The sequence below is a fragment of the Janthinobacterium kumbetense genome (assembly GCF_023703445.1).
GTDB classification, from domain to species: domain Bacteria; phylum Pseudomonadota; class Gammaproteobacteria; order Burkholderiales; family Burkholderiaceae_D; genus Janthinobacterium; species Janthinobacterium kumbetense.
In genome coordinates, this window is the sequence record NZ_JAMQGR010000006.1 from 55,655 (window position 1) to 69,493 (window position 13,839).

At 65.9% G+C, this 13,839-nt stretch carries 5 protein-coding genes; 4 read left to right on the forward strand and 1 reads right to left on the reverse strand.

Going from position 1 to position 13,839, the window contains the following annotated elements; genetic code table 11:
• Window positions 1–55 precede the first annotated feature (55 nt).
• From NCG91_RS17395 to NCG91_RS17405, 3 genes are read left to right on the forward strand one after another with little or no spacing between them, the layout of a single operon-like run.
• Window positions 56–1,750 (forward strand): MFS transporter, encoded by a 1,695-nt coding sequence (locus NCG91_RS17395; protein ID WP_180278698.1) that lies wholly within the window; start codon window positions 56–58, stop codon window positions 1,748–1,750.
• A complete protein-coding gene (locus tag NCG91_RS17400; protein WP_251350577.1) occupies window positions 1,737–2,921 on the forward strand; it encodes an HlyD family secretion protein in 1,185 nt (394 codons plus the stop codon). Before NCG91_RS17395 ends, NCG91_RS17400 begins: the two co-directional genes overlap by 14 nt.
• Window positions 2,918–4,327 carry an efflux transporter outer membrane subunit gene (locus NCG91_RS17405; RefSeq protein WP_251350579.1) on the forward strand — a complete coding sequence of 470 codons (1,410 nt, stop codon included), beginning with the start codon at window positions 2,918–2,920 and terminating at the stop codon, window positions 4,325–4,327. The genes NCG91_RS17400 and NCG91_RS17405 overlap by 4 nt, the downstream gene beginning before the upstream one ends.
• Before the next feature lie 532 nt (window positions 4,328–4,859).
• Here the strand turns inward: NCG91_RS17405 and NCG91_RS17410 are convergent.
• Window positions 4,860–5,072: a hypothetical protein gene (locus tag NCG91_RS17410; RefSeq protein ID WP_251350580.1), complete on the reverse strand. Its 213-nt coding sequence runs from the start codon at window positions 5,070–5,072 to the stop codon at window positions 4,860–4,862.
• 151 nt (window positions 5,073–5,223) lie between these two features.
• Here NCG91_RS17410 and NCG91_RS17415 point away from each other — a divergent pair, with 151 nt between their 5' ends.
• A complete protein-coding gene (locus tag NCG91_RS17415) occupies window positions 5,224–13,833 on the forward strand; it encodes an SdrD B-like domain-containing protein (protein WP_251350582.1) in 8,610 nt (2,869 codons plus the stop codon).
• Window positions 13,834–13,839 lie beyond the last annotated feature (6 nt).

Genomic DNA, 13,839 nt, shown 5'->3' on the forward strand with positions numbered 1-13,839 from the left:
TATTTATATAACGGCAGCAAGGAACGGCTTCAGCAAACCGGATCGCGATTACCGCATGGACAAGTACACACCTCGCACCTGGGGGCCGGGCGAACGCCCGACCTTGCCCGGGTCGCCATCGATGCCCGAACATTCGACGCCCAAGCGTGTCGCGTACTTCATCGTCGGCCTGATCGTCGCGCTGACGGGGGGGCTGGGCAACGGCCTGGTGACGGCCAATCTGCTGAACCTGCAAGGTTCGCTGGCCGCCTATGCCTACCAGATGCAGTGGCTGCCGGCCGCCTACGTGATGACCATCGTGTCCATGAATCTGCTGCTGGTGAAGTTCCGCCAGCAGTTCGGCCTGCGCCTGTTCACGGAAGCGTTCCTGGTGCTGTATGCGCTCGTGACGTTCGCCCACTTGTATGCGAATACCTTGCCGTCGGCGATCGCCGTGCGCGCCGCGCATGGCATGGTGGGCGGCGCGTTGGGCGTGCTGGGCCTGTACTACACCTTGCAGGCGTTTCCTGCGCGGCACCGCCTGAAAGGCGTGGTGCTGGGCCTGGGTTTTGCCCAACTGGCGCTGCCGCTGGCGCGCATCTTCACTTCCGAACTGCTGCAGATCGGCGAATGGCACGGCCTGTACCTGTTCGAACTGGGATTGGCCCTGCTGGCGCTGGGCTGCGTGCTGGCCCTGAAACTGCCGCCCGGCGACAGGGTGCAGACGTTCGAGCCGCTCGATTTCCTCACCTTCATCCTGTTCGCGCCCGGCGTGGCCCTGCTGTGCGCCGTGCTGGCGCAGGGGCGCACGGCGTGGTGGATGGAATCGGAATGGGTGGGCGTGTGCCTGGCAGGCTCCATCGTGCTGATCGCCGCCTCGCTGGCCATCGAGCATAACCGCGCGCGCCCGCTGCTCAATACGCGCTGGCTCACCACGGGCAAGATCGCCAAGCTGTTCTTGTCCGTGCTGCTGTTTCGCATCGTGCTGTCCGAATCGACGGGGGCCGTGGGCTTCCTGCAGGCGCTGGGCTTGAACACGGACCAGATGCAGAACCTGTTCATCGTGGTGCTGCTGGGCAGCGTGGCTGGCCTGGTGGTCAGCGCGCTGACGATCAATCCGGCCACCCTGAACCGCTCGCTGATGTTCGCGCTGCTGCTGATCGCCGCCGGCGCACTGATCGACGCGCACGCCACCAGCCAGACGCGCCCCGTCAACATGTATGTCAGCCAGTTCCTGCTGGCCTTTGGCGGCACGTATTTCCTCGGCCCTACCATGGTGGCCGGCATGGGCGCCGTGATCGCCGAACCGCGCAACCTGGTGAGCTTTTCCGTGATGTTTACCATGACGCAGAACCTGGGCGGCTTGCTCGGCTCGGCCATCGTCGGCACCATCCAGACGGCGCGCGAAAAATACCATTCCAGCTACCTGGTCGAGCATCTCACCTTGCTCGACCCGCAGGTGGCCGCGCGCGTGCAGTCCGGCGCCGCGAGCTACGGCGGCGTGCTGACGGACCCTGCCTTGCGCAGCGCCCAGGGCGTGGCGCGGCTGGGCGCCATCGCCACGCGCGAAGCCAATGTGCTGGCCTATAACGATGTCTTTTTGATGATCGCCGGCGTCGCCATCGCCACCTTGATCTGGATGCTGGTCAGCCAATCCTGGACCCGCATCACCACCGGCGCGCGTCGCCTGGTCGGCCCCGTGCGCGATGCGCAGACGGCCATGGCCATCGTCCCCATTACCAATTCGGAACCGAGCAATGACAGAAAATAACAATCCACCGCCACCTCCCGCACCTGCATCGGCGGCGCCTGCAGCCGCACCCGCCGCCCCTTCCACGGCGCAGCCGGACCGGCGTCACCAGTGGCTGTCCGCGCTGGCCTTTGCCGCCGTGGCCCTGGTGGGCGTGCTGATCGTGCTGTACGCGTGGCGCCTGCCGCCGTTCACCAGCCCCGTCGTGACGACGGAAAACGCCACCGTGCGGGGGCAGGTGACGATCATCGGCACGCAGCTGTCCGGCTACGTGGTGGAAGTGACGGTGCAGGATTTCATGGACGTGAAGGAAGGCCAGCTGCTGGTGCGCATCGACGACCGCATCTACCAGCAGCGCTACGAGCAGGCGCAGGCCCAGCTGGCGGCGCAGCAGGCGGCGCTGTCGAACTGGGCGCAGCAAAAGGCCAGCGCGCAGGCGGGCATTTCCGTCAGCGAGGCGGCGCTGGCCAATGCGGAAGCGCAGGCGCGCAAGGCCAGCGCCGACCTCAATCGCGTGGAACAATTGGTGGCCGACGGTTCCCTGTCGCAGCGCGAACACGACCAGTCGCGCGCCACGCAGGCGCAGATGGCGGCCGCGCTGGCGCAGGCGCGCGCCAATCTTGACATCGCCCAGCAAAGCGTGCATTCCGTGGTGGTCAACAAGCAGGCCCTGGAAGCGGCCGTGGCGAACGCGCAGGCAGCCGTCAAGGCGGCGAAGATCGACCTCGATAACACGCGCATCGTTGCCCCTTCCGATGGCCAGCTGGGCCAGGTGACGGTGCGCCAGGGCGCATACGTGAATTCGGGTGCGCAGCTGATGGCGCTGGTGCCGCGCCAGATGTGGGTCATCGCCAATTTCAAGGAAACGCAGATGAACGGCGTGCAGGAGGGACAGAGCGCCACCTTCCACGTCGACGCCCTCGACGGCGCCGTGCTGACGGGCCAGGTGGAGCGCATCTCGCCGGCCACCGGTTCCGAATTTTCCGTGCTGCCGGCCGATAACGCGACGGGCAATTACCTCAAGATCGCCCAGCGCATTCCCGTGCGCATCCGCATCGATCCGGGGCAGGCGAATGCGCGCCGGCTCGTGCCCGGCATGTCGGTGGTGGTCAGCGTCGACACGTCCGCCGTGCTGAACGACTCGGCGGACAATCCGGCGCCGCCGCCAGCGCCGAAGAAGGTCAAGCCATGAAGCGCCATGTCCTGCTGATGGCCGGCGCACTGGCGCTGGCCGGCTGCGCCGCCAACGCGCCCTTGCAGCCGCCATCGGCATTGCAGCTGCCGTCCGGCTGGCGCGCGCAGGGGGCCGGTGCGCCGGTGCTCATTGCCGCCTCCGATGGCGCGCAGGTGGAGCAGCTGTGGTGGCAAGCGTTCGGCGATCCGGTCTTGAGCGACCTGGTGGGCGAGGCGCTGGCGCGCAACGGCGACTTGCGCGTGGCCCGCGCCCGGGTGCAGGAATACCGCGCGCGCCTGGTGCAGGCCGACGCGAACCGCGCGCCCAACCTGGCCTTCGACGGCTCGCCCACGCGCACGCGCACCCTGGCGTCCAGCGGCAAACCGTATGTGACGAATGTCTTCCAGGCCGAACTGCAGGCCAGCTATGAAATCGACGTGTGGGGCCGGCTGGCCAATCTGAGCGATGCAGCGGGCGAGAGCTACCGCGCCGAACAGGCCAGCCTCGATGCGGCAGCCCTGTCGATCGCGGCCAGCGTGGCGACGAGTTACCTGAATCTGCGGGGGCTCGACGCGCAGCTGGCGCTCACGCAATCGACGCTGCAGCTGCGCGAACAGTCGCGCGAGCTGGCGCGCAAGCAGTTCGAGGTGGGCTACAGCTCGCGGCTGGAATGGCTGCAGGCGCAGTCGGAATACCATGCGGCGGCCGAGCAGGTGCCGCAGCTGCAGCGGCAGATCTTTGAACAGGAAAACGCGCTGGCCATCCTCGTCGGCGGCAATCCCGGCCCTATCGCGCGCGGCTTGCCGCTGGCCGAACTGGCGGCGCCGGGCGTGCCGGCCGGCCTGCCGTCCGAATTGCTGCGCCGGCGGCCCGACATCGCGCGCGCGGAACACAACCTGGCGGCCGCCAACGCCAGCCTGGCCGCCACGCGCGACCAGTTGCTGCCCTCGTTCAAGCTGACGGCTGTCGGCGGCGGGCAAGCGACGACGCTCACCGATTTCCTGCATGCGCCCACGGCCCTGTGGCGGCTGACGGCGCTGGCGGCCGGTCCCCTGTTCGACGGCGGGCGCGTGCAGGCGCAGACGGATGCGGCAGGCGCGCAGCGCGACCAGCTCGCGTACACCTATGAAAACGTGGTGCGCAACGCCTTCGCCGAAACGGAGAACAGCCTGGGCGCCATCTACCGCCTGCAGCAGCAGGCCGTGGAAAACGACGCGCGCCGCGCCACGGCGGCGGACACCCTGCGCATCGCGCATAACCGCTACCGCAATGGCTATGCCTCGTACCTGGAAGAGCTGGACGCCCAGCGTACCCTGTACAGCGCCGACGTGGGGCTGCTGCAACTGAAGACGCGCATCCTCGTCGCCTCCGTCGACCTGTACCGGGCCATGGGCGGCGGCTGGGCGGCAACGGCCCGCCCTTAAAGCCTGTCCCGGCCTGTCCCGGCAGGGGATGGATCCCTCTGCCGGGACAAGCGCCTGCTCCCTCCTGTCGCAGCATCCGTTTTTTTTGCCTGGATGCAGGCGCTTCGGTAATGTCTTGCCGCCCTTTCCCAAAACTCCCCGCGTTTCCCCTGTCCGCGGCGGCGCGCCGCCGATCTTTTTTGTTGTATTTTCACAACTTCATTTTCACGTTGCTGTACATAAAAAATTTCCACATGGAATTCTTTTGCGATTTCTGCCGTGCTGCGCCTGTGATACCAATAAACATTGTCATTTGAATTATTTTTAGTATCACATGGGAAACACTTTTCTTTCTGATATGTACGCTAGAGTACATAGTGGCATATTGAGCGAAATTGGCATCTTTAGCCTTGATTTCTATCATTTCAAGGGCGTGAAGCCAAGAAACATGCCGTAGTACCAATTTCAAAAAATAACAAAATAGACACATTTGTTGGCATGAGTGCAAGTGCCTGTGAGTGATTTTTTCATTTCCTTGCTTAATCTCAATTGATTAATTTTTTAATATTTTTATTGCTTGTAAAGCATTAAAAAATGCACCAGAATGTCGCAAATCATCAATGTTGTCATAAATTACACATTGAATATTTGTTGACTTTCGTGCCGCCTTGCCATGTCCGCAGGGTGAAAAAGCAGGCCGTTCGCTGTTTTTTCTGGGCCGGAAGTGCCGTTGCAGCACACCGCACAACCCCCTGACGACTGCCATGCCTATGTCCTCCTTTTTGCGCACTATCTTTTCCTGTCTGATCTCCTGCAAGCGGGGAGGGCCGCGCGGTCTCCTGCAGCGCCTGTTATGGCTGGTCGCCTGTTTCTGCACCCTTGGCGCGGCGGGAACGGCGTCGGCGGCGGCAATCGACTTGTCCGTTTCCGCCTACCTGCAGGCGCCGGACCCCGTGCCGCGCGGCGGCAAGGCCAGCTTTTCGGTGGTGGTGACGAACAATGAGGACCTGGTCGATGCGACGGGCACCGTGCGCCTGGCGGTGGAATTGCCCGCCAATGTGAATTTTGCGTCGAGCACGGCGCCGGCCGGTTGCGCCTTCAATCTGGCAGCCAGTCCGCAACTGCTCACTTGCACGCGCAGCGGACTGGGCAAGACCGCGAACTGGACGGTCAATTTCAGCGGCACGGGCTCGGCGGCGTCTGCCGTGGTGACCAAGGCCAGCGTGTCTTTTGTCAACGTGGACACGGACGGCAACAGTTTCAACAACGATTCGATCAAGACGGTCACCGTCATCAAGGGCGCGGACCTGAGCGTCGCCGCCAGCGGCACGACGGGCTTGAGCGGTTGTCCCGCCGCTTGTACGGCAGCGGCCGGCGCAACGGTGGGCTACCGGGTGGACGTGGCAAATGCCGGTCCGGACAGCGCATCGCAATTCAAGGTCACGTACAACTTGCCGGCCAGCGCGGATTTTACCTACGCGTCGGCGTCCGGCACGGGCTGGGCATGCGCCCGTTCGGGCACCGTGCTGACCTGTACCTACAGCGGCGCGGCCATCGGCGTGGGGCAGCAAGCTCCCCCCATCACGATCGGCGGGCGCATCGTCAAGAGCATCGCCGGCACCATCACCAACGGCGCGTCGGTGGCTTCCAGCGACTTGCAGACGGGCGATCCGGAAGACGGCAACAACGGACCTAGCCAGGTCATCGTCACGGTCAAGCCGGGCACCGACCTCGATGCCCGGCAAACCCTGGTGTCGAACGCCAGCGGCCTGAGCTCGTTGACGCAGGGCGAGGCGGTCAGCCTGAACCTGTGGGCCGTCAATAGCGGCACGCAGGACGCCAGCGGCGTCACCGTGAAGACGACGGTGTCCGGCGATTTCACGATCGGCACCTTGCCGGCCGGCTGCGCCAAGGCTGGCCAGACGATCACCTGCAATGTCGGCGCGCTGGCGCTGGGCGCCACCTCTTCGAAGTTCCTGATTCCGCTGACCGTCGCCACCGGCGCGACGGGCGGCGCGAATGTGGTGGACGTGGCACGCAGCGCCCCGCTCGACGGCTTGAACAATCCCGCCTCGGCCACCTACACCATCGTCGCGCCATTCGCCCACCTGACCCTGAGCAAGAGCAAGTCGCCAGGACTGGTCGCGGCCAATGGCCTGATCACCAATACCATCACGGTCACCAATGCGAGCACCTCCACCAGTGCCGCCAGCGGCACCGTGACCGTGACCGATACCTTGTCGCCGCAAGAAAGCTATGTGAGCGCCAGCGGCGCGGGCTGGACGTGCAGCGCGGCGGGACAGCTGGTGACCTGCACCTACACGATCTCCGGCAGCCTGGCGCGCGGCGCGAAACTGCCTGCCCTGATTCTGACCACGCGCGCGCAAGCGGGGTTTTCCGGCACCTTGAGCAATACCGCCTGTACCGGCATGGCCGCCGGGTCGGCGCACCAGCCGCCGGACAATGCGAGTACGGGCAATTGCGACACCGCCAGCGTCACATCGACGCCGTTGAACGTCGACCTGGCCATCGTCAAGACGGCGTCCCTGGTCAGCTTGCCGGCCGCCTCGAATACCTTCAGCTATACCCTGGTGGTCAGCAATGCTGGCCCGGACAGCGCACCGACCGTCAAGGTGGTCGACGCCTTGCCGCACTGGTACAACGGCAGCGGCGGCACCACGGGCGGCAGCGTCGTGCTGGCCGGCAGCGGCGCAGGCGAAAGCTGCAGCTTTGCGTCGACCATCACGTGCACGCTGCTGAACCTGGGCAATGGCGCGTCGCGCACCATCACCATCACGCTCAATCGCCCGTTGAAGGACGGCGCCTTGCTCAATACCGCCACGGTATCGAGCCCGGATGCCATCGACACCGATGCGGCCAATAACAGCTCCGGCGCCACCGTCACCGTGGTGCCGCAGGCCGACGTCGGCGTCACGGCGATGGCCGGTGCGCCGAACCCCGTGCGCGTCGGCGTGCCGCTGGTGTTCACCACCTCGATCCGCAACAATGGGCCCAGCAGCGCGGCCAACGTGGTGCTGCGCCAGGTCATCGATCCGGCCCGCATGGCGTATGTGGCCGGTTCGGCCAGCATCGCGGGCAGCGCCGCGCAATGCACGCTGGTGCCCGCCTTCAGCGGCGCGCCCTATGCGGGACAGTCCGGCATCGAATGCCGGACCTTTGGACTCGGCGATGGCGAGACGCGCCAGCTGATCTTCTCGGTCATCCCCGTGTTCCCGTATCCCGATGCGCTCGACGCGACCTATGCCAGCAGCGCCACCATCAGCACGACGACCGACGACAGCAACGCGGCCAACAACAGCAACAGCACCACCGTCACCGTGATCAGCAAAGAGCTGGACCTGAGCGTGTCGGCCGTCGATACGGGCTACGAACAGAGCCCGTTCGGCGATGCGCTCGTGTACAAGGTCACCGTCCAAAACAATGGACCGTCGCTGGCCACCGGCCTGAAGCTGGTCATCACGCCCGTGCCGCCGCCGCAAAATGGCGCGGCCGTGCCGTATACCATGCTGTGGAATGCCGCCGGCAGCACCTTGCCGGCCGGCGCCTCGTGCAGTCAGCCGGGCGGCGCGGGCACAAACCTGGTGTGCTACCTGGCCAGCGTGCCCGGCGACAGCACGCTGTCCAGCGGCGCCAGCCGCGTGTTCGCCCTGAAATTCGATACGGGTCCCGTCAGCAATGCGCCGCTGGGATCGATCACCTACAAGATCAACGCCAGCGTCGAATCGCTGGAAACGGGCGCGGCGCCGTTTGCCGGCGACAAGCTGGCGACGAACAACGTGGTGGAAGAAACCACCACCGTGCTGCCGAAGACCGACCTGATGCTGGTGTCGAAAACCGTTTCGCCCGCATCGCCGTTCAGCATCAACCAGCCCTTTAGCTACACCCTGGTGGTGGGGAATCTGGGTCCCGCCCTGGCGGCCAGCACGGTCGTCACCGACGTGCTGCCGGCCGGCTTCGTGCTGACGGGCGCACCGACGGCACGCCTTGGCTCGGGCGCTTCGCTGACCTTGAACAACTGCGTCAGCGGCGGTTCGCCGGTCACCGTGACCTGCACGCTGGGCGTGCTGCCGATTGCCTCGGGCGCAGCCGACACGGCCAACCTGGTCAGCATCACCATCCCCGTGAAGGCGCCTTACCCGGCCTATGCGGGACCGTTCGCCAGCAATATCACGAATACCGCCAGCATCGTGCCGACGCCGGGCACCTCGCGCGATCCGAACGCCGGCAACAACAGTGCCAGCGTCGACGTGCAGATCGTCAAATCGAGCATCGCCGGCTCCGTGTATAACGATGCGAACCGCAGCAACGGCATGGATGCCGGTGAGAAGATCACCAGCAGCGTGACGTTCTCGCTGTACGGCCAGGATTTCTGGGGCAACGATATCGGCACGGCGGGCGCGCCGCTGACCCTCAGCACCAGCAGCGGCGACTTCCTGTTCGACCGCCTGCCGCGCTCCGCGGCCGGCGGCTATACCCTCGTCGAGACACAGCCAGCCAGCTACGCCGACCTGTTTGAAGTCGCGGGAACGGTCGGTGGCACGCCGCCGCCGGCCAGCTGCGACAACGGCGCCAACTGCTCCGCCAGCGCGGCGCACAACACCATCGGCCAGATCGTGCTGGCGCCGAATACGGCGGCAACGGGCTACCTGTTCCAGGAATACGCGCATGCGGCCATCAGCGGCTACGTGTACGCCGATAAGAACAACAACGGCTTGCGCGAGGCGGGCGAAAATGGCATCGCCGGCGTGCAGGTGAAGCTCTCCGGCCTGACCTTCTGGGGCGCCGACGTGTGCGTCGCGATGGGCAGCGCGTGCACGGCCACCACCGACGCCAATGGCAAATACAGCTTCACGAATGTCCCGCCTAGCCGTCTGGGAGAATCCTACACGGTGACCGAACTGGCCCAGCCTGCCGGCCATGCGGATGGCAAGGAGCAGAACGGCGCCGGCAATGTCGTGGCGAACAGCGCGGGACGCGCGGCGCCGGAAGGCATCGTCATCGGCAGCATCGAACCGGGCCTGAGCTACACCGAGCGCAATTTCGGTGAACTGGCGCTGGCGTCGATTGCCGGCAGCGTCTACATGGACAGCAACCGCGATGCGGTGCGCCAGGGTGGCGAAAGCACGGGCGTGGCCGGTGTCACGCTGACCCTGAGCGGCAACGACCATCTCGGTCATCCCGTCTGTCCGGGCATTGCCGTACCGAGCTGCACCTTCCAGACGGGTGCGGACGGCAGTTACCTGATTGCCGGCCTGGCGCCGAGCGACGCTGCCGGCTATGCCGTGACGGTCACGCCGCCGGCCAGCCTGTATCACACGGGTGCGCAGGCAGGCAGCCTCGGTGGCCTGATCGACGGCGCCGTGCGCGTGCCTGGCACGGGCGTGCCCGGTGCGGCGATCCGGACTGCCGGCGCCATCGTGCTGCTGCCCGGCGCCACGGCGACGGGCTACCATTTCGGCCAGGCGCCAGGCGCGGCTGGCGGCGTGGCGCAGTCGCTGTCCGGTTACGTGTATATCGATGCGAACCGCAACGGCCGCAAGGATGGGGGCGAGACGGGCATCGCCGGCGTGACGGTCACGCTGTCGGGCACCACGGCGGACGGCTTCGACGTCTGCAGCGTGATCGTGCCTGCCTTGTGCACGCTGCAAACGGCGGCCGACGGCGGCTACAGCTTCACGGGCCTGCCGCAAAGCGACGGCAACGGCTATGCCGTGGCTGAAACCCAGCCTGCCGCCTACCTCGATGGCGCGGAAAGCGTGGGTACGGTCAATGGCGTCGCGACAGGCCGCATCGGCGGCAGTGCGCCCCGTTTCGACCAATTCAACGGCATCGTGCTGCCGAACGGCGGCAGCGCGCGCGATTACAATTTTGGCGAACTGACGGGCAGCATTGCCGGCAAGGTCTACCTCGACGTGGACGGCAATGGCGCGGCCGGCAGCGGCGACACGCCGCTGGTGGGCGTGACCTTGACGCTGACGGGGGGCGCAGGCGGTCCCGTGACGGTACTGACCGATGCCAACGGCGCCTACCATTTCGACGGCCTGCTCGCCGGTACCTATGCCGTGACGCAAACGCAGCCGGTCAATTACGCCGATGCGGGCCAGGCGGCCGGCAATGGCGGCGGCAATGCCAGCGTGGCCAACGTGGTCAGCGCCATCGCGCTGGCGCCGGGCGCGCAATTGACGGGTTACGATTTCGGCGAGAAGACGGGCGCCATCAGCGGCGCCGTCTACGTCGACGCGAACGACAATGGCGTGCGCGATGCGGGTGAAACCGCGGGCATCGCCGGCGTTACCGTCACCCTGACCGGCATCGCCCGCGATGGCGTCACGCCGGTCAACCGCACGGCCATCACGGCCGCCGACGGCAGCTACAGCTTGCGTGACCTGCCGCACGCGAATGCGGCCGGCTATACGCTGGTGGAAACGCAGCCGGCCGCCTATCTGGACGGACGCCAGCGCAAGGGCCTGATCGACGGCGCCGCCGCCTGCGCCAATCCGGCCTGCGACATCGGCACGGCCAATACGATCGCGCGCATTCCATTCGATGCGGCGAAGAGCCATACGCGTTTTGACTTCGGCGAACTGCAGGCGGCGAGTATTTCCGGCCGCGTGTACGGCGATGCGAACGACAGCAGCAGCTACGAGAAGGGCGAAGGCTTGCCGGGCGTGAGTCTGACGCTGAGCGGCATCGACAGCCACGGCAAGCCGGTCAATGTCAGCGTCGTCACGGACGCCGATGGCAGCTACACCTTCCCTGGCCTGTATCCATCGGGTCCTGCCGGCTACACGGTCACTGAAACGCAACCGGCCGGCCTGGGGAATTATCCGGGTGCGACGGGTACCTTTGTCGGCAGCATCAACGGCAAACCGGTCGGTACCGGCGTGGTGGATGTCGTCAGTGGCATCGTCCTGCCGCCGCAGGGTAATGGCAGCGGCTATGATTTCCGCGAACAGGTGTCGTCGTTGCGGGGTTTCGTGTATCGCGACCTGAACGACAACGGCGCCATGGACGCGGGGGAAGCGGGCATCGCCGACATTGAAATCACTGTGCGCGGCGCGAACGGCTTGAGCCGTACGGCGGTGACGGGAAGCGATGGCAGCTACCGCTTCGACGGCCTGCCTGCCGGTACCTACAGCCTGCTGGAAAGCCAGCCTGCCGTGTATCTCGACGGCCGCGAAACGGCCGGCAGCGCCGGCGGCAAGGTCAACAACGCCAGCTTCGGCGCGGCGCCGGAACACAACACGATCGGCGACATCGTGCTGCCGGTGGCGACGCAGGCGAGCGGCTACCTGTTTGGCGAACGCCATATGCTGGGCAAGATCGGCGGCGTGGTGTATGCCGACCTGAATAACGACGGCATCCGCAACGATGGCGAGTCAGGCATTGCCGGCGTGACGGTGGTCCTGAGCGGCACGTCCGTCGATGGCAAGCCGGTCAAACTGAACGTGCTGACGGGCGCCGACGGCAGCTATCTGTTCGACACGGTGCCGGTCAGCGACGCCGCCGGCTACACCCTGACGGAAACGCAGCCGGCCGCTTATGTGGACGGCAAGACGGCGGTGCTGCCAGGATCGGTGGGCACGGCCAACGCCAGCAAGCCTGTCGGCGTGGGCAACAAGGATACGATCACCGGCATCAGGCTGGCGGCGGGCGACGACATGCGCGGCTATCTGTTCGGCGAGAAGGGCATCCCGCAATTGAAGCCGCCCATCATCAACGGCTACGTATGGCTGAACCACGACGGCAGCCGTGTGCGTCCGCTCGACGGCAGCCAGGCTGGCGTGGCTGGCTGGACGGCCGAGCTGCACCAGGAAGGCAAATTGATCTGCCGCGCCATCACGGACGAGAAAGGCTTCTACCAGTTCGACAACCTGCATTGCCCCGGCTACGAGGCGAGCGGCTTGCCGACGGGTTCCGGCTATGCGATCACCTTCCTCAAGGATGGCAACAACATGCCGAATGTGCCCGTGTCGACGGGAGGCGAAGGCGTGGTGGTGCCGGGCGGCAGCCGCATCACCAACCTGACCTTGCGCGACGGCGACCGTGTCGTCGAGCAGAATCTGCCGCTCGATCCGGCCGGCGTGGTGTACGACTCCGTGACGCGCAAGCCGGTGGCTGGCGCCGTGGTGTCGATCAGCGGCCCTGCCGGTTTTGACAGCGCCACGCACCTAGTCGGTGGTGTTGCGGAGCAGACGCAAACCGTGGGCAGCGACGGCATGTACCAGTTCCTGCTGCAGAACGGCTTCCCCAGCGGCGTGTATACGCTGAGCGTGGTGGCGCCGGCGAATTACCTGCTGGTGCCGTCCGGCAGCCTGCCGGCCTGCAAGGGACCACTGACGGTGGGCCTGGTGCCGGATCTGGCCTTTATCCAGGCCAGCGAGCTGGCGCCGGCATTGTCGACGAAGATGGAACTCGATCCGAACAACTGCACGGGACTGATCGCCGGAGGCGCCAGGACCACGCAGTACTACCTGAGCTTTGTCATCACGAATGGCGGTTCGGCTCCGATCCTGAACAACCATATCCCGCTCGACCCGCTGGGCAGCGACAGCATCATGGTGACGAAGACGACGCCGATGCTGAACGTCACGCGCGGCGACCTGGTGCCGTACACGATCACTGCCAGCAATCCGCAGGCGGCGACCCTCGGCGCGATGGAGGTGCGCGACCTGATACCGGCCGGCTTCAAGTACCGCGTCGGCAGCGCGACCCGCAATGGCGTGCCGGCGGAACCTGTCGTCGATGGCCGCGGCTTGCGCTGGAAGGAAAGCGGTTTCGCGCCGAAGGAGAAGAAGACCTACAAGCTGATGCTGATGGTGGGCAGCGGCGTTGGCGATGGCGAATACGTCAACCAGGCCTGGGCAGCGACGGACGAGACGCGTATTTCCAACCTGGCTACCGCCACGGTGCGCGTGGTGCCGGATGCCACTTTCGATTGTCCCGACATCATCGGCAAGGTGTTCGACGACCGGAACGCGAATGGCTACCAGGATGACGGCGAGGCGGGCATTGCCGGCGTGCGTATGGCGACGGCGCGCGGCTTGCTGGTGACGACGGATGCGGAAGGACGCTTCCACGTGGCTTGTCCGGCGATTCCGAATGCGGACCGCGGCTCGAACTTCGTCATGAAGCTCGATGACCGCACCCTGCCGAGCGGCTACCGCGTCACGACGGAAAATCCGCGCGATGTGCGCCTGACCCGAGGCAAGGTGGTCAAGCTGAACTTCGGCGCCACCATCCACCGTGTCGTGCGTCTTGAGCTGAGCGACGCCGCATTCGTCGCGGGCGAAACGGCCTTGCAGCCGGAATGGGCCGGACGCATCGAAGGACTGGTGGCCAGCCTGCGCGCCAAGCCGTCGGTACTGCGCATCGCGTATGCCGCTGGCGGCGATGCCGCGCTGGCGCAGCGCCGCAGCAAGGCGATCGAAAGCGAGATGCAGGCGCACTGGCAGGCACTGCAAAACGAATATCCCCTCGTCATCGAGATCGAGGGCGCACAATGAAACCGA